Origin of the sequence: Pectobacterium aroidearum, assembly GCF_041228105.1 — a bacterium.
In the GTDB taxonomy this organism is placed as follows: Bacteria; Pseudomonadota; Gammaproteobacteria; order Enterobacterales; family Enterobacteriaceae; genus Pectobacterium; species Pectobacterium aroidearum.
Window position 1 is genome coordinate 4936131 of the sequence record NZ_CP166097.1, and the last position, 18651, is coordinate 4954781.

General features: G+C 48.9%; 13 protein-coding genes, 4 tRNA genes and 1 rRNA gene. 2 read left to right on the forward strand and 16 right to left on the reverse strand.

Going from position 1 to position 18651, the window contains the following annotated elements:
• Positions 1-47: 47 nt before the first annotated feature.
• From rpoC to AB8809_RS22355, 13 genes are all read right to left on the reverse strand, one after another.
• A complete protein-coding gene (gene rpoC / locus AB8809_RS22295) occupies positions 48-4271 on the reverse strand; it encodes a DNA-directed RNA polymerase subunit beta' (RefSeq protein ID WP_012772937.1) in 4224 nt (1407 codons plus the stop codon).
• 106 nt (positions 4272-4377) lie between these two features.
• A complete protein-coding gene (rpoB, locus tag AB8809_RS22300; RefSeq protein ID WP_012772936.1) occupies positions 4378-8406 on the reverse strand; it encodes a DNA-directed RNA polymerase subunit beta in 4029 nt (1342 codons plus the stop codon).
• A gap of 327 nt (positions 8407-8733) precedes the next feature.
• Positions 8734-9099: a 50S ribosomal protein L7/L12 gene (gene rplL / locus AB8809_RS22305; RefSeq protein ID WP_012772935.1), complete on the reverse strand. Its 366-nt coding sequence runs from the start codon at positions 9097-9099 to the stop codon at positions 8734-8736.
• Positions 9100-9165: 66 nt separating this feature from the next.
• Positions 9166-9663: a 50S ribosomal protein L10 gene (gene rplJ, locus AB8809_RS22310; RefSeq protein WP_012772934.1), complete on the reverse strand. Its 498-nt coding sequence runs from the start codon at positions 9661-9663 to the stop codon at positions 9166-9168.
• A gap of 316 nt (positions 9664-9979) precedes the next feature.
• On the reverse strand, positions 9980-10684 hold the full coding sequence (gene rplA / locus AB8809_RS22315) for a 50S ribosomal protein L1 (RefSeq protein WP_012772933.1): 705 nt from the start codon (positions 10682-10684) through the stop codon (positions 9980-9982).
• 3 nt (positions 10685-10687) lie between these two features.
• Positions 10688-11116 (reverse strand): 50S ribosomal protein L11, encoded by a 429-nt coding sequence (gene rplK, locus AB8809_RS22320; RefSeq protein ID WP_012772932.1) that lies wholly within the window; start codon positions 11114-11116, stop codon positions 10688-10690.
• Between the two features lie 170 nt (positions 11117-11286).
• Positions 11287-11832, reverse strand: a complete 546-nt coding sequence (gene nusG, locus AB8809_RS22325; RefSeq protein WP_005970339.1) for a transcription termination/antitermination protein NusG — start codon at positions 11830-11832, stop codon at positions 11287-11289.
• Position 11833: 1 nt separating this feature from the next.
• Positions 11834-12217, reverse strand: coding sequence for a preprotein translocase subunit SecE (gene secE, locus AB8809_RS22330; protein WP_010285488.1), 384 nt, complete (start codon positions 12215-12217; stop codon positions 11834-11836).
• Positions 12218-12454: 237 nt separating this feature from the next.
• Positions 12455-13639 carry an elongation factor Tu gene (gene tuf, locus AB8809_RS22335; RefSeq protein WP_012772931.1) on the reverse strand — a complete coding sequence of 395 codons (1185 nt, stop codon included), beginning with the start codon at positions 13637-13639 and terminating at the stop codon, positions 12455-12457.
• 107 nt (positions 13640-13746) lie between these two features.
• Positions 13747-13822 (reverse strand) — tRNA-Thr (locus tag AB8809_RS22340).
• A gap of 6 nt (positions 13823-13828) precedes the next feature.
• A tRNA-Gly gene (locus tag AB8809_RS22345) sits at positions 13829-13903 on the reverse strand.
• Positions 13904-14032: 129 nt separating this feature from the next.
• Positions 14033-14117 (reverse strand) — tRNA-Tyr (locus tag AB8809_RS22350).
• Between the two features lie 17 nt (positions 14118-14134).
• Positions 14135-14210 (reverse strand) — tRNA-Thr (locus AB8809_RS22355).
• A gap of 332 nt (positions 14211-14542) precedes the next feature.
• Between AB8809_RS22355 and AB8809_RS22360 the strand changes: the two genes are divergently transcribed.
• The gene (locus AB8809_RS22360) at positions 14543-15091 is read left to right on the forward strand and encodes a GNAT family N-acetyltransferase (protein WP_320701763.1); all 549 of its coding nucleotides are present in this window, start codon (positions 14543-14545) and stop codon (positions 15089-15091) included.
• A gap of 210 nt (positions 15092-15301) precedes the next feature.
• The gene (coaA, locus tag AB8809_RS22365; protein ID WP_012772929.1) at positions 15302-16252 is read left to right on the forward strand and encodes a type I pantothenate kinase; all 951 of its coding nucleotides are present in this window, start codon (positions 15302-15304) and stop codon (positions 16250-16252) included.
• Positions 16253-16293: 41 nt separating this feature from the next.
• On the opposite strand, the gene birA is transcribed toward coaA, so the two are convergent.
• The 3 genes from birA to rrf all read right to left on the reverse strand — a co-directional run bounded on the left by birA (position 16294) and on the right by rrf (position 18561).
• Positions 16294-17253: a bifunctional biotin--[acetyl-CoA-carboxylase] ligase/biotin operon repressor BirA gene (birA, locus tag AB8809_RS22370; RefSeq protein ID WP_181846243.1), complete on the reverse strand. Its 960-nt coding sequence runs from the start codon at positions 17251-17253 to the stop codon at positions 16294-16296.
• The gene (gene murB / locus AB8809_RS22375) at positions 17250-18287 is read right to left on the reverse strand and encodes a UDP-N-acetylmuramate dehydrogenase (protein ID WP_349856688.1); all 1038 of its coding nucleotides are present in this window, start codon (positions 18285-18287) and stop codon (positions 17250-17252) included. The genes birA and murB overlap by 4 nt, the downstream gene beginning before the upstream one ends.
• 158 nt (positions 18288-18445) lie before the next feature.
• Positions 18446-18561 (reverse strand): 5S ribosomal RNA (gene rrf / locus AB8809_RS22380).
• Positions 18562-18651: the final 90 nt, after the last annotated feature.

An 18651-nucleotide genomic window follows, 5' to 3' on the forward strand; every position in this document is an offset into this window, starting at 1 on the left:
GCCGGGGTTTTCGTTATTTACCGCATGGTAGTACAGCGTAAAGAGACTTATTCGTCGTCGCTGCTACCAAAGCCTGCGTTCAGCAGTTCTGCCAGGTTAGCAGAAGCTTCATCGGCACTCACCTGAGGTACGATTGGCGCTTCACCCGCCTGACGGCGGCGCATACGATCCTGATGGTATGCATAACCCGTACCCGCTGGGATCAGACGACCCACGATAACGTTCTCTTTCAGGCCACGCAGTTCATCACGTTTACCCGCAACAGCGGCTTCGGTCAGTACGCGAGTGGTTTCCTGGAACGATGCCGCAGAAATGAAGGACTCGGTCGCCAGAGATGCTTTGGTAATACCCAGCAGATCGCGGCTGAACGTTGCCGTAATCTTGCCATCCGCTTCCAACTGACGGTTGGCAATCTTGATGCGAGACACTTCTGCCTGTTCGCCTTCCAGGAACTCGGTGCTACCTGCGTTAACGATGGTGCCTTTACGCAACATCTGACGAACGATAACTTCGATGTGTTTATCGTTAATCTTAACGCCTTGCAGACGGTAAACTTCCTGAACTTCGTTGGTGATATAACGCGTTACTGCATGTACGCCACGCAGACGCAGGATATCGTGCGGAGACTCTGGGCCGTCGGAAACCACGTCACCACGTTCCACCACTTCACCTTCGAACACGTTGAGCTGACGCCATTTCGGAATCATCTCTTCGTAAGCATCGCTGCCATCCAACGGAGAAATCACCAGACGGCGTTTACCTTTGGTTTCTTTACCGAAGGAAATGATACCGCTGATCTCTGCCAGAATAGCCGGCTCTTTCGGACGACGGGCTTCGAACAGGTCGGCTACGCGTGGCAGACCACCGGTAATATCCTTGGTACCGCCGGATTCCTGAGGAATACGCGCCAGAGTATCACCGCTGCTGATTTTCACGCCGTCTTCCAACTGCACGATCGCTTTGCCCGGCAGGAAGTACTGAGCTGGCATATCCGTACCTGGAATCAGTACGTCTTCACCTTTGTCATCAACGATTTTCAGTGCCGGACGCAGGTCTTTACCGCTACCGGTACGCTCTGCACTATCCAGAACCACGATAGAGGACAAACCGGTCAGTTCGTCGGTCTGACGAGTAATCGTCTGGCCGTCGATCATATCGGTGAAGCGAATGTTACCGCTCACTTCGGTGATAACTGGCATGGTATGTGGATCCCAGTTAGCTACGGTTTCGCCACCGCTAACTTCTGCACCATCGCCTTTCGCCATTGCCGCACCGTAAGGCACTTTATAGCTTTCTTTAGTACGTCCGAATTCGTCGATCAGTTTCAGTTCGGTATTACGTGAAGTAATAACCAGTTTACCGTTGCTGTTCACGACGAACTTCGCGTTGCTCAGTTTCAGGCTACCTTTGTTTTTCACCTGAATGCTGGACTCAGCTGCCGCACGCGATGCCGCACCACCGATGTGGAACGTACGCATGGTTAACTGTGTACCCGGTTCACCGATGGACTGTGCCGCGATAACCCCGATGGCCTCACCTTTGTTGATGATATGACCACGAGCCAGATCGCGACCGTAGCAATTGGCGCACACGCCAAAGTCGGTTTCGCAGCTTACAACGGAACGTACTTTAACGGCATCAACGGAGTTCTCTTCCAACATGTCACACCACTGCTCGTTCAGCAGCGTGTTACGTGGAACCAGAATATCCGCCGTGCCCGGTTTGATCACGTCTTCAGCCGTTACACGACCCAGTACGCGCTCACGCAGTGGCTCTTTAACATCACCACCCTCGATAACCGGCGTCATCATGATACCTTCATGGGTACCACAATCGTCTTCGGTCACAACCAGATCCTGCGCAACGTCAACCAGACGACGAGTCAGATAACCGGAGTTTGCCGTTTTCAGTGCGGTATCCGCCAGACCTTTACGCGCACCGTGCGTCGAGATGAAGTACTGGAGTACGTTCAGACCTTCACGGAAGTTTGCGGTAATTGGCGTCTCGATGATGGAACCATCTGGTTTCGCCATCAGACCACGCATACCCGCCAACTGACGAATCTGTGCCGCAGAACCACGCGCACCGGAGTCGGCCATCATAAAGATGCTGTTGAAAGACACCTGCTGCTCAACCACGCCATCACGGTTAACCACATCCTCAACGGACAGGTTTTCCATCATCGCTTTCGCAACACGTTCGTTCGCAGCAGCCCAGATATCGATCACTTTGTTATAGCGTTCGCCCGCAGTAACCAGACCGGACTGGAACTGCTCCTGAATCTCGGCAACTTCGGTTTCGGCTTCTTCGATAATCTCGGCTTTTTTCTCCGGGATAACCATGTCATCGATACCTACGGAAGCACCAGAGCGCGCCGCGTAAGCAAAACCGGTGTACATAGTCTGGTCAGCGAAGATAACTGTCGGCTTCAGACCCAAAATGCGGTAACAGGTGTTCAGCATTTTGGAGATCGCTTTCTTGCCCAAAGGCTGGTTAACGATCGAGTACGGCAGACCTTTCGGTACGATCATCCACAGGATGGCACGGCCGATAGTCGTATCAATAATCGACGTCTGATGCGTAACATCGCCTTCGATGCTCTTGATCTCTTCCGTGATACGCACTTTAACGCGCGCATGCAGAGAGGCCAGGCCGGCACGATAAACGCGTTCAGCTTCTTTCGGACCCGTGAGCACCATGCCTTCGCCTTTGGCGTTAACACAGTCACGCGTCATGTAATACAGACCCAATACCACGTCCTGAGAAGGAACGATGATTGGCTCACCATTCGCAGGGGACAGGATGTTGTTGGTCGACATCATCAACGCACGCGCTTCCAACTGGGCTTCCAGCGTCAACGGTACGTGTACAGCCATCTGGTCACCATCGAAGTCGGCGTTATATGCCGCACAAACCAGCGGGTGCAGCTGGATTGCTTTACCTTCAATCAGTACCGGTTCAAATGCCTGGATACCCAAACGGTGCAGTGTTGGTGCACGGTTCAGCAGGACCGGGTGTTCGCGGATGACTTCGTCCAGGATATCCCATACGACGGCTTCTTCACGCTCAACCATTTTCTTGGCGGCTTTAATGGTGGTAGCAAGACCACGCAGTTCCAGCTTGCCGTAGATGAACGGTTTGAACAGCTCCAGTGCCATTTTCTTCGGCAGACCACACTGGTGCAGACGCAGGTATGGACCAACGGTGATTACAGAACGACCGGAGTAGTCAACACGCTTACCGAGCAGGTTCTGACGGAAACGACCCTGCTTACCTTTGATCATATCGGCCAAAGATTTCAGAGGACGTTTGTTAGAACCGGTGATCGCACGACCGCGACGGCCGTTATCCAACAGTGCATCAACCGCTTCCTGCAGCATACGTTTTTCGTTACGTACGATGATGTCTGGCGCAGCCAGATCCAGCAGACGTTTCAGACGGTTGTTACGGTTGATCACGCGACGATACAGATCGTTCAGGTCGGAAGTCGCGAAACGACCGCCATCCAGCGGAACCAACGGACGCAGATCTGGCGGCAGTACCGGCAGAACGGTCAGAATCATCCACTCTGGTTTGTTACCAGACTGTACGAATGCTTCCAGCAGTTTAATACGCTTCGTCAGCTTCTTACGTTTGGTTTCGGAGTTGGTTTCGGTCAGCTCTTCACGCAACTGCTCGCATTCCTGCTCCAGATCCATGTTCTTCAGCAGAGCCTGGATCGCTTCGGCGCCCATTTTCGCGTCGAATTCATCACCAAACTCTTCCAGCGCATCCAGATACTGCTCTTCAGTCAGGATCTGACGGCGCTCAAGGTTGGTCATGCCGCCTTCAACCACGACATAAGATTCAAAATAAAGCACACGCTCGATATCACGCAGCGGCATATCCAGCAGCAAACCGATACGGGAAGGCAGTGACTTCAGGAACCAGATGTGCGCAGTCGGAGAAGCCAGCTCAATGTGGCCCATACGCTCACGGCGCACTTTAGTCTGGGTCACTTCAACGCCGCACTTCTCACAAATAACACCGCGGTGTTTCAGGCGCTTATACTTACCGCACAAGCACTCATAATCTTTTACCGGCCCAAAGATACGGGCGCAGAAAAGGCCGTCACGTTCAGGTTTGAACGTACGGTAGTTGATGGTTTCTGGCTTTTTAACTTCACCAAAAGACCACGAACGGATCATGTCTGGCGAGGCCAGAGCAATTTTGATCGCATCAAACTCTTCGGTTTTAGTTTGCGCTTTCAGAAACTTTAATAAGTCTTTCACGGATTGGCTCCTGTCGGAGTTAGACCTGATAGACACCTGAACCATGCCGTTAAAAACACAATTCAGGTGTCCCTATGACGAATGCCAGCAATACAACGAGCTGGGATTACTCTTCTTCCAGCTCGATGTTGATACCCAGCGAGCGGATTTCTTTCAACAATACGTTGAAGGATTCCGGCATGCCTGGTTCCATCTGATGATTGCCATCCACGATGTTCTTATACATCTTGGTACGGCCGTTCACGTCATCAGACTTAACGGTCAACATTTCTTGCAGGGTATAAGCTGCACCATAAGCTTCCAGCGCCCACACTTCCATCTCACCGAAGCGTTGACCACCGAATTGAGCCTTACCACCCAGCGGCTGCTGAGTAACCAGGCTGTAAGAACCGGTGGAACGAGCATGCATCTTATCGTCAACCAAGTGGTTCAGTTTCAGCATGTACATGTAGCCCACTGTAACCTGACGCTCAAATTTCTCACCGGTACGTCCATCGTACAGGGTAATCTGACCGGAGGTAGGGATACCGCCCATCTGCAACAGTTCCTTGATTTCTTTCTCTTTTGCACCGTCGAATACCGGCGTTGCAATTGGCATACCTTTCTTCAGGTTTTCAGCCAGACGCATAACTTCTTCGTCTGAGAAAGTGCTCAGGTCGACTTTCTGACGCACATCGTCGCCCAGATCGTAGGCTCTCTGGATGAACTCACGCAGTTTAGTCACTTCTTCGTGCTGCTTGAGCATGGCGTTGATTTTCTCGCCGATACCTTTCGCAGCCATACCCAGGTGGGTTTCCAGAATCTGACCAATGTTCATACGTGAAGGTACGCCCAGCGGGTTCAGTACGATATCGACCGGCGTACCGTTCTCATCGTAAGGCATATCTTCGATCGGGTTGATCTTGGAGATAACACCTTTGTTCCCGTGACGACCTGCCATTTTGTCACCCGGTTGGATCTGACGTTTAACAGCCAGATAAACCTTAACGATTTTCAGCACGCCTGGTGCCAGATCATCGCCCTGAGTGATTTTACGGCGCTTAGCTTCGAGTTTTTTCTCAAACTCGTGCTTCAGCTCATCATACTGTTCTGCCAACTGTTCCAACTGATTCTGTTTATCTTCATCAGTCAGACCCAGTTCCAACCAGCGCTCACGCGGCAGTTTGTCCAGTTTGTCGGCTTCTACGCCGCCGGAAACCAGCACAGCGTGGATACGTGCAAACAGGCCCGCTTCCAGAATCTGCAATTCTTCAGTCAGGTCTTTCTTCGCCTGCTTCAGCTGCATTTCTTCGATTTCCAACGCACGCTTGTCTTTTTCCACGCCATCGCGGGTAAAGACCTGTACGTCGATAATCGTACCGGAAACACCGTTTGGTACACGCAGAGAAGAGTCTTTAACGTCAGACGCTTTCTCACCGAAGATCGCACGCAGCAGTTTTTCTTCTGGCGTCAGCTGAGTTTCACCTTTCGGCGTAACCTTACCAACCAGAATGTCACCACCGGTCACTTCCGCACCGATGTAAACAATGCCGGACTCATCCAGTTTGGAAAGTGCTGCTTCACCCACGTTCGGGATGTCCGCAGTAATTTCTTCAGGCCCTAACTTGGTGTCACGAGACACACAGGCAAGTTCCTGAATATGGATAGTCGTAAAGCGATCTTCCTGAACCACACGCTCGGAAACGAGGATGGAGTCTTCGAAGTTGTAACCATTCCATGGCATGAATGCCACGCGCATGTTCTGGCCCAGCGCCAGTTCACCCAGATCGGTGGACGGGCCATCTGCCAGAACGTCACCACGTTCTACCGGCTCACCCAGAGAAACACACGGCATCTGGCTGATGCAGGTGTTCTGGTTAGAACGGGTATATTTGGTCAGGTTATAGATGTCGATCCCGGCTTCGCCCGGATACATTTCATCGTCATTAACGCGAATTACAATACGGGATGCATCCACGTACTGTACTGTACCACCACGTTTGGCTACGGCAGTTACACCGGAGTCAACCGCAACAGCACGTTCCATACCGGTACCAACCAGCGGCTTATCAGCGCGCAGGGTCGGAACGGCCTGACGTTGCATGTTCGCACCCATCAGAGCACGGTTGGCGTCATCGTGTTCCAGGAACGGAATCAGGGATGCACCGACGGAAACCACCTGCTGTGTGGAAACGTCCATGTATTCAACCTGATCGCGGCTGAACAAGCTGGACTCGCCTTTGTTACGGCAGGTAACCAGTTCGTCGATGAAGCGGCCTTCTTCGTCCAAATTGGTGTTTGCCTGTGCGATAACGAAGTTACCTTCTTCAATCGCAGACAGGTAATGGATCTCATCCGTCACCACGTTGTCACGCACACGACGATATGGGGTTTCAAGGAAACCATACTCGTTCGTTTGCGCATAAACGGACAGGGAGTTGATCAGACCGATGTTCGGACCTTCCGGCGTTTCGATAGGACAAACACGGCCGTAGTGAGTTGGGTGTACGTCACGGACTTCAAAGCCGGCGCGTTCACGCGTCAGACCACCTGGGCCCAATGCAGAGATACGACGTTTGTGCGTAATCTCGGACAGCGGGTTGTTCTGGTCCATAAACTGTGACAGCTGGCTAGAACCGAAGAACTCTTTCACGGCAGCCGAAATCGGCTTGGCGTTGATCATGTCCTGTGGCATCAGCGTATCGAGGTCGCCCAGAGACAGACGCTCTTTTACAGCACGTTCTACACGCACCAGACCAACACGGAATTGGTTTTCTGCCATTTCGCCGACGGAACGGATACGACGGTTGCCGAGGTGGTCGATATCGTCCACTTCGCCTTTACCGTTACGGATATCAATGAGCTTCTTCATCACTTCGATGATGTCATCTTTGCTCAGGATACCAGAACCTTCGATCTCATCACGTAACAGAGAACGGTTGAACTTCATACGACCAACCGCAGACAGATCGTAGCGGTCTTCAGAGAAGAACAGGTTCTCGAACAGCGTTTCTGCTGCTTCACGCGTTGGCGGCTCACCAGGACGCATCATGCGATAGATTTCAACCAGTGCGCTCAGGCGATCGTTTGACGGATCGACACGCACGGTTTCAGACATGTATGCACCATGATCAAGATCGTTAGTGAACAGAGTCTCAATACGTTTGTGGCCAGACTGGCTCAGTTTAGCCAGCAGATCCAGCGACAGCTCCATGTTAGCTGCGCCGATCAGTTCACCGGTGCTCTCGTCGATATAGTCTTTGGACAGAACTTTGCCAGCGATATATTCAACAGGCACTTCAATGCGTTCAATACCGTCTTTCTCTAACTGACGGATATGGCGTGCAGTGATACGGCGGCCTTTTTCGATATAAACTTTACCGTTCGCTTCGATATCAAACGAGGCGGTTTCACCACGCAGGCGCTCAGGAACCAGATCCATCTGCAATTTATTGCCATTGATTTCATAGACAATTTTATCGAAGAAAAGATCGAGAATCTGCTCGGTGGAGTAACCCAGCGCACGCAGGATAATGGTCGCAGGCAGTTTGCGGCGACGGTCGATACGAACAAACAGGTTATCCTTCGGATCAAACTCGAAATCCAACCAGGAACCACGGTAAGGAATAATACGTGCGTTATACAGCACCTTACCTGAAGAGTGGGTTTTACCTTTGTCGCTATCGAAGAACACACCAGGACTACGGTGCAACTGAGACACGATTACGCGCTCAGTACCGTTGATCACGAAGGTACCGTTATCGGTCATGAGCGGAATTTCGCCCATGTAAACTTCTTGTTCTTTGATGTCTTTAACGGTGCCTTCAGGCGCTTCGCGCTCGTAGATCACCAGGCGCAGTTTAACGCGCAGCGGCGCAGAGAACGTCACACCACGGATCTGACATTCTTTAACGTCAAATACTGGCTCGCCCAAGCGATAGCTAACGTATTGCAGCTCTGAATTACCGCTATAGCTTTTTATGGGGAAAACAGAACGGAATGCAGCTTCCAAACCGTACTGACCTTCCGGGTCTTGCTCGATAAACTTCTGGAACGAGTCAAGTTGGATAGAAAGGAGATAAGGTATGTCCAAAACCTGTGGACGTTTACCAAAATCCTTACGAATGCGTTTTTTCTCGGTATAGGAGTAAACCATAGGGTTCCTCAGCTAGCTGACAAGTCGAACCACTCTGTCTGCCCTAACAAGGACAGTTCATGCAACACTATTTACGTTGGTCGGAAAATAGACAACTTTCCGTAATACGTCTTTCTATTACTCTTAAACCATTTCGCTGCTCTTGCTTAGGCAAGGAGCCAATGCAGGAAAGCAGTATATTAAGTCGTCAATAGAAAAAAATATTGGGAGAAATCAATGGCTAAACAGTGTGAAATCCCATTGATACCCTACAGCGCAAAAAGGCTGGTGACTAAAAAGTCACCAGCCATCAGCCTAATAAATCAGGCTGCAACCTGAAAGATTGGCTTATTTAACTTCAACTTCTGCGCCAGCTTCTTCCAGTGATTTTTTCAGTGCTTCAGCGTCATCTTTGCTCACGCCTTCTTTCAGAACTGCTGGTGCAGATTCAACCAGATCTTTGGCTTCTTTCAGGCCCAGACCAGTTGCACCACGAACAGCTTTGATTACAGCAACTTTGTTAGCGCCGATGCCTTTCAGCACAACGTCGAACTCAGTTTTTTCTTCAGCAACTTCAGCTGGGCCAGCAGCAACAGCTACAGCAGCAGCAGCAGAAACACCGAATTTTTCTTCCATAGCAGAAACCAGCTCAACAACATCCATTACAGACATAGCTGCTACTGCTTCCAGAATTTGATCTTTAGTGATAGACATAACAATTGTTCCTAAGAATCAGAAATAGTTTATACGTTAGCAAGTGCGTTAGAAAAGAAAGCGCTATTACGCAGCTTCTTTTGCATCGCGAACAGCAGCCAGAGTGCGGACCAGTTTGCCTGCAGCGGCTTCTTTCATGGTCGACATCAGACGTGCCAGTGCTTCTTCGTAAGTCGGCAGCGTTGCCAGACGGTCAATTTGAGCCGCCGGGATCAGCTCACCTTCAAAGGCTGCAGCTTTGACCTCAAATTTTGCATTCGCTTTCGCGAACTCTTTGAACAGACGAGCAGCAGCGCCCGGGTGTTCCATAGAATATGCAATCAGGGTCGGACCAACAAACGTGTCTTTCAGGCATTCAAATTGAGTGCCTTCAACGACGCGGCGCAGCAGGGTGTTACGAACAACACGCATGTAAACGCCAGCTTCACGACCTGCTTTACGCAGTTCGGTCATTTTATCAACGGTAACGCCACGGGAATCCGCAACAACCGCAGACAGCGCACCTTTGGCTACTTCGCTGACTTCAGCAACAATCGCTTGTTTGTCTTGAAGATTTAATGCCATTAGCTTTTGCTCCTGGATTTAGCCGGAGAAAATCTCCGGAACTCACTTCACTTATCGCCAAAATTAGAGATAAGCGTTAAAACACGGTGAGCAGAATCCAGTAAAAAATTATTCTTTATAAAAAAGAAAAACGTTATTTAGGCTCTGTCACCGTCTACGCAGGAAGATTAAGTTTCTTTCGAAACACCTGCGGTCTTGGACGGAGGCCTGGATAGGCCAGGCTCCAACCGAAAATTCTTGCGTTATCCCACTTCAGGAACAACGGGCGTAAAATTATAGGTAAATCTCACACCCGAGTAAAGCGGAACAAAAGCTATTAGTTAGCAGCAGCGTTCAGACCGCTCTGGTCGACAGCAACGCCAGCGCCCATAGTGGTAGACAGGCTAACTTTCTTGATGTACACGCCTTTCGCCTGAGATGGTTTTGCTTTTTTCAGCGCAACCAGCAGGGCTTCCAGGTTTTCTTTCAATTTGTTAGAGTCGAAATCAACCTTACCGATAGTGGTATGGATGATACCGTTCTTGTCGTTACGGTAACGAACCTGACCTGCTTTAGCATTGTTAACAGCTTCAGCAACGTTAGGTGTTACAGTACCCACTTTCGGGTTTGGCATCAGGCCACGTGGACCCAGAACCTGACCCAATTGACCAACAACGCGCATTGCATCTGGAGATGCGATAACGACGTCAAAGCCCATTTCGCCTTTCTTGATCTGTTCAGCCAGATCTTCCATGCCCACGAATTCAGCGCCAGCAGCTTTAGCAGCTTCAGCGTTTGCACCTTGGGTGAAGACAGCTACGCGAACAGAACGACCGGTGCCGTGAGGCAGAACGGTTGCACCGCGAACGTTTTGGTCAGATTTACGTGCATCGATGCCGAGGTTAACAGCTACGTCTACACTTTCTACGAATTTAGCAGTGGCCAGCTCTTTGAGCAGAGCAACAGCTTCGTTGATGTCATACTGTTTAGTTACATCAACTTTGTCACGGATCACGCGCATGCGCTTGGTCAGCTTAGCCATTTATTAATCCTCCACTACCAGGCCCATGGAACGAGCGGTACCTGCGATAGAACGCGCCATGGCGTCTACGTCAGAACCAGTCATGTCCGCAGCTTTAGTTTCTGCGATTTCACGAACCTGAGCGCTCGTTACTTTACCGACTTTGTCTTTGTTCGGCTTACCGGAACCAGACTTAATACCAGCCGCTTTCTTCAGCAGAACAGCTGCTGGAGGCGTTTTGGTAACGAAGGTGAAAGAACGGTCAGAATAAACGGTAATAACAACAGGAATCGGCAGACCTTTTTCAACGCTTTCAGTTTTAGCATTGAACGCCTTACAGAATTCCATGATGTTCACACCCTGCTGACCCAGAGCCGGACCTACCGGTGGGCTTGGGTTAGCCATACCAGCTGCAACTTGCAGCTTGACATAGGCTTGTACTTTCTTGGCCATTTAACTTTCCTCAATTGGGTAATAGCGCCTAGCGAAAGGCTCCCCGTGGTTTGTATTACGTTTCAGCCGCCATGCCGCCATTAAGACACCTGAAAAACAAAAGGCGCGAAATTATAGGTTAATTTCGCGCCATAGGCAAGTAGCTATTTCCAACAGGTCCTGTCGGATAATTAGCCTTTTTCGACCTGAGCAAAGTCCAGCTCAACTGGCGTTGCACGGCCAAAGATAGAGACAGACACCTTCAGGCGACTCTTCTCATAATCAACTTCTTCAACAACACCGTTAAAGTCAGCAAATGGACCGTCGTTAACACGAACCATTTCACCCGGTTCAAACAGCGTTTTAGGACGAGGTTTGTCACCAACCTGCTGGAGACGATTCATAATCGCATCCACTTCTTTGTCACTGATTGGCGCAGGACGGTCAGAAGTACCGCCAATGAACCCCATAACGCGAGGTACGCTGCGTACAAGATGCCAGCTAGCATCTTCCATCACCATCTGTACCAAGACATAACCAGGGAAAAACTTGCGCTCGCTCTTGCGACGCTGGCCACCACGAATTTCGACTACTTCTTCAGTAGGAACCATGACTTCGCCAAACAGTTCTTCCATATTATGGAGTTTGATATGTTCACGCAGTGATTGTGCTACGCGACCTTCAAAACCAGAGAACGCCTGAACGACGTACCAACGTTTTTTTGGAGCTTCAGACATCTTAGAACCTCAGGCCAGTGATAAACGATACCAAACGGACCAGAATACCATCCAGTCCCCACAAAATCAGTGACATCACGGCAGTCACCGCGGCAACGATTAACGTGGTGTGTAACGTTTCCTGACGAGTCGGCCAAATTACTTTGCGCACTTCAGTGCGCGCTTCGCGAGCAAACGCTACGGTTGCTTTGCCTTTCGTGGTCAGCAGTGCCACACCACCGGCTGCGGCGATCAGGATAACAACGGCCAATGCACGCAGGGGAAGACTAAATTCGCGGTAATAATAATTGCCAACAATCGCAACAACCAGCAAGGCACCTACTACCAGCCACTTAATCACTTCCAGGCCACGCCCACTATCCTGAGCTTCGGTATTCGCACTCATAAACCAACCTGTCACAATGATTCAGACAAATAACTTTGCCCCGTAACCACGGGGCAACCAAACCGAAAGATGTTCTGTAAAACGAATAATTCGGTATTTACGCCGTATCTACAGAGCCTATCTCACCAATGATTATATCTCACAATCGCTGATGAGATAGGTTCTACCATGACAGCGTAGAAAAAGGGCATCAAATGATGCCCTTTTATCGCGTGTCGCGTCAAACGTTATCAGCGATTAAGCGATAACTTTAGCAACAACGCCCGCGCCTACTGTACGGCCGCCTTCACGGATTGCGAAACGCAAACCGTCATCCATCGCGATTGGGTGGATCAGGGTAACAACCATTTTGATGTTGTCGCCCGGCATTACCATCTCTACGCCTTCTGGCAGTTCGATGGTGCCCGTTACGTCAGTCGTACGGAAGTAGAACTGAGGACGGTAGCCTTTGAAGAACGGAGTATGACGGCCGCCTTCATCCTTGCTCAGGATATACACTTCTGATTCGAACTTGGTGTGTGGCTTGATTGAACCCGGCTTAGCCAGTACCTGACCACGCTCGATTTCTTCACGCTTGATACCACGCAGCAGAACACCAACGTTCTCACCCGCACGGCCTTCGTCCAGCAGTTTGCGGAACATTTCTACGCCAGTACAGGTAGATTTCGCGGTGTCTTTGATACCAACGATTTCAACTTCTTCACCAACTTTAACGATACCGCGCTCTACACGACCGGTAACAACGGTACCACGACCGGAGATGGAGAATACGTCTTCGATTGGCAGCAGGAACGGCTTGTCAATTGCACGCTCTGGCTCTGGGATATAAGAATCCAGGTGCTCTGCCAGTTCGATGATTTTAGCTTCCCACTCAGCTTCGCCTTCCAGCGCTTTCAGAGCTGAACCACGAACCACTGGGGTGTCGTCGCCTGGGAAGTCGTACTGAGACAGCAGCTCACGTACTTCCATCTCAACCAGTTCCAGCAGCTCTTCGTCATCAACCATGTCACACTTGTTCAGGAACACGATGATGAAAGGAACGCCAACCTGACGACCCAGCAGGATGTGCTCACGCGTCTGAGGCATTGGGCCGTCAGTCGCAGCAACAACCAGGATAGCGCCGTCCATCTGAGCAGCACCGGTGATCATGTTTTTCACATAGTCGGCGTGTCCTGGGCAGTCAACGTGCGCGTAGTGGCGAGACGGGGTATCGTATTCAACGTGAGACGTGTTGATGGTGATACCACGTGCTTTTTCTTCTGGTGCGTTATCGATCTGGTCGAATGCACGTGCGTTACCACCGTAGGTTTTAGCCAGAACGGTAGTGATTGCAGCGGTCAGCGTTGTTTTACCATGGTCAACGTGGCCGATAGTACCGACGTTAACGTGCGGTTTTGTACGTTCAAATTTTTCTTTAGACATCGATTGTCCCTCTAAGACACGGATAAATCGGTGGTATCACCACATCAACCAAGCGATAGCTTGCTGAATTTATTCACAGAAAGAAAATCAGGAGGAGGAAAAGGAAGTGGTGCTGATAGGCAGATTCGAACTGCCGACCTCACCCTTACCAAGGGTGCGCTCTACCAACTGAGCTATATCAGCACATCTTGGAGCGGGCAGTGGGAATCGAACCCACATCATCAGCTTGGAAGGCTGAGGTAATAGCCATTATACGATGCCCGCATCCTGGAACTCGGCTACCTAATTTTTCTGTAGATTTTGAAATTGGGGAATGATACTTACAGGCCCCGCATTCTTCGATCCGGCTTACTCTTACTACCGTATCGATTATCTTGTTTCCAAGATTGAATTTGGTGGTGGGGGAAGGATTCGAACCTTCGAAGTCTGTGACGGCAGATTTACAGTCTGCTCCCTTTGACCGCTCGGGAACCCCACCTGATTTTTTGTACTTGATGGTGCCGGCTACCGGAATCGAACTGGTGACCTACTGATTACAAGTCAGTTGCTCTACCTACTGAGCTAAGCCGGCTTCAAGTGCTGCGCATTCTAGGTAGACAGAACGCTCGATGCAACAAAAAAATTGCGTAAAATGCGCTATCGCTTAGATTTTATCCAAATTCAGCCATAAATCTAGAGTGGCAGTCAGAATTAGCGCAAAGAACCACCAGTTCCATCTAATAAAACGGGGGATTCGCCATCAACTTTCCCTCATATGTCTCTTGCACCAATAATGAAGTTTTTGCCCTCTGGGGGAGCAGACTCCGCACTGACAGATGCTATTTTGCTCACTTTTCTAAGAAAATAGACTTGGAATGCATTTTGCTTATTAGAAGGAAATGTCTGACGAACAGGAAAAATACGATGAAAACAGTTCAACTCAATGCGGCAACCTTACCTGTCTATCGTGAAGAACTGGCCAATCTATTGATAGATGCCGTAGAGAAAGGTGCCTCTGTTGGATATCAATCGCCCCTACACCACAAAGAAGCTATTGAATATTTTCATAGCTTACAGATATCTGTCGCCAGCGGTGAACGCATACTTTGGGTCGCACGCGACGAGGAAGGTATCGTCGGAAGCGTACAGTTGGAGTTATGTCAAAAACCAAACGGAAGAAACAGAGCTGAAATTCAAAAGCTATTAGTTCATAGCCGAGCAAGGAGAACCGGGGTAGGCCGACAGCTCATTCATTTACTGGAAAAGCACGCGCTTTTCCAGCAGAGGGGATTACTCTACTTAGATACTCAAGCAGGCTCCCCAGCAGAAGCGTTCTACCGCGCATTAGGCTATCGACATCTGGGAGAATTGCCTGATTACGCATGCACGCCCGATGGCTATTACCATCCAACCGCTATCTATTATAAGCGCCTCTTTGCCGTGAATGGATTAGGTAAAGCAATCGCCAGCTAGCATGTACCCGATGCATCAACATAGAAGCATCGGGTACAGAACCGATTTTCTCTTCTTCTTTCTATCAGCAAAGTGTTAACCTGCCCATTATCAAAAATTTATTACATAAGAAAAGGTGTCGCGATCATAGCGTTGGCTAGACTAATAGCCCGTTTTCTTCGCTGGCTGAGAGTCCCTTTTCTTACCTGTGAAGCAGGCAGAACACGACTTATGAGCAATAGAGAGCAATCCTTGGCCACGCCATATCTACAATTTAACCGCAGCCAATGGGCCGCCTTGCGCGATTCCGTCCCGTTAACGCTGACAGAGGAAGAAATCGTTAAGCTCAAAGGGATTAACGAAGACCTCTCATTAGACGAGGTCGCAGAAATTTATCTGCCGCTATCTCGCCTGCTTAATTTCTATATCAGCTCTAATTTACGCCGTCAGGCGGTACTCGAGCAGTTCTTAGGGACTGATGGCCAAAAGATACCTTACATAATCGGTATTGCGGGTAGTGTCGCCGTCGGAAAAAGTACCACAGCCCGTGTGCTGCAGGCATTATTAAGCCGTTGGCCGGAACATCGCAGTGTAGAGCTCATTACAACCGATGGGTTTCTTCATCCAAATAAGGTGTTAAAAGAACGTGATTTGATGAAGAAAAAAGGCTTTCCGCAATCATATGATATGCATAGCCTAGTAAAATTCGTTTCTGATATAAAATCAGGAACACACAAAGTCACCGCTCCAACATATTCTCATCTAACATACGATATCGTTCCTAATAACAATAAAGTGTTGGAACAACCTGATATTTTAATATTAGAAGGCTTGAATGTTCTACAGAGTGGAATGGACTATCCACATGATCCACATAGAGTTTTCGTCTCTGACTTTGTTGATTTCTCTATCTATGTCGATGCACCAGAAACACTACTACAAACATGGTATATAAATCGTTTTTTGAAATTCAGGCAGGGTGCATTCTCAAATCCAAATTCGTATTTCCATAACTATGCAAAATTGACAGAAGAAGAAGCTGTCGGTATTGCTTCTCAACTATGGAAGGAAATAAACGGACTTAATCTAAAAGAAAATATTCTACCCACACGGGAGAGAGCCAGTCTGATTATGACTAAAAGCGCTAATCATGCCGTTGAATGTGTGCGATTGAGAAAGTGAAAAGCGAATAAATATATAAAAGGGGGTTACCCCCCTTTTTTTCACGCACCACGCAGAGAAATCTCCCCACCAATATATGGCGTGACCAACCCATCGTTTTCTAAGAGCAGCGCCCCTTGACGATCTATTCCTCGGTCGATTCCATATATTTCACGATTACCGATAATCAAACGAACCGGGCGATTAAAATAGTTATCCAATTTTTCCCATCTGGGAATAAATGGCTCAAGGCCTTGTAGTTCAAAGATAGCCAGAGCCCCTCTTAATTCAGAAATAAGAGTCGAAGCGAGTGTATTGCGATTAATATCTATACCTGCTTCTTGTAAATTTATCCAGCCTTGACTAATCGTATCTGGAGCGGGCTCTCTCATCTGTAGATTAATGCCCGCGCCAATGACCAGGTTAGCCGCATCCCCTGTTTTTCCGGTAAGCTCGACAAGAATACCTGCTAATTTTCTATCCTTCAGATATAAATCATTGGGCCATTTGACTCGGACACCATCAGCACCAAGCTTGTGAAGTACTTCTGCCATTACGATACCGATAACCAGGCTAACACCAACAGCCGCGGCTGGCCCCTGTTCTAGACGCCAATATAAGGATAAATATAAATTCGCCCCAAAGGGCGAAAACCATTGCCGACCTCGACGACCACGCCCAGATTGCTGATATTCAGCAAGGCATGCATCACCGGAGGATAAAATATCCAATCGATCTAAAATATACTGATTAGTAGAATCAACGACAGGTAAGACTGTCACTCCACCTTCCGGTAGGTGCTTAAGAATAACGTCTTCGTCCAATAACTGCATAGGTGCTGGTAATGAATAGCCCTTACCCGTCACAGTAAAAACATCTATTCCCCAATCACGTATCGTTTGGATATGTTTGTTAATCGCCGCTCGACTCATCCCCATCATTTCACCCAGTAATTCACCGGAATAAAATTCGCCATCAGAGAGGATTTTAATTAGTTTAAGAGGAACCGTAATATCTTTCATGATAATACCTCGATGGCATTGACCTCACCATGTGCAGCAATAAAGCGAACTTCAGGCTCCAGCTCTATGGAGAATTTTGCAGCAACCTGACTGCGGACATAACGTGCTAATTCGACAACATCGGAGCTTTTTGCATTATTTTTATTAATTAGAACTAATGCCTGTTTCTCATGTACAGCCGCACCACCAAGCTGAAACCCTTTAAGCTCGCACTGATCGATCAACCATCCAGCGGCCAATTTAACGTTGCCATCGGTTTGTAAATACTGAGGGGCATCCTGATACTCTCGTAAAACACGTTCAGCATGCTGCGGTGTAATTATTGGGTTTTTGAAGAAGCTACCGGCATTACCTGTTACGGTAGGATCCGGAAGTTTACTGCGGCGCATATGGCATACGGAATCAAATATCTGCTGTGGCGTAACAGTTGTAGGGTCCAGCTTGACCAAATCACCGTAGTTAAGTATCGGGTTCCACTCTTTCTTTAAAAAGAGCCCTACTGCGATAATCGCAAACCCAGAGCGGTATTGATGCTTAAATATGCTTTCACGGTAATCGAACTGACATTCCTCGGAGGTAAAACGCATGACGTTACCTTCAGTCAGATCCAACACGTCAACATAATCACAAACATGCTGTAATTCGATACCGTACGCACCAATATTCTGTATCGGTGCAGAGCCCACGCATCCAGGGATTAATGCCAGATTCTCTAACCCTGCAATACCACACTTGAGCGTATATTCAACTAATTGATGCCAGTTCTCGCCAGCACCGACATGAATATACCAGCCGTCACTTTCTTCTCGAATATCTATACCCTTGAGCCGATTTAACAGAATAGTGCCTAAAAAATCCTCAAGAAAAAGGACATTACTCCCTTCCCCTAGCAATAAAATCGGCTCTTGTAATGCGCTGGCGACGCGCCATCCTTCAATCAATTTCTCCTGAGTATCCGCAACCTTAATACAAGATGCGGAAACAGGTAATGAGAAAGAGTTATAAGACTTTAATGAAATAATGCTCGACGCCATGATAGAAATACCTACGAATTCAGATATCACATAGTCTACCTGATCTACGCAAGATTATCGGCGGTCTTTCGCCACGGGACACGCGTAAAGAAGTACTCTCCGCAACGCGCACAGCAAAAAGCCCCTGTCTTCCGACAGGGGCTTTCCACTTGTTTGATGCCTGGCAGTTCCCTACTCTCACATGGGGAAGCCCCACACTACCATCGGCGCTACGGCGTTTCACTTCTGAGTTCGGCATGGGGTCAGGTGGGACCACCGCGCTATCGCCGCCAGGCAAATTCTGTTTTATTCCGACCGTTACTTAACATGACTTTTTTCTTTGTCATCTCCGTAACCATCAGAACCAATCTTTGAACAAGCTGAA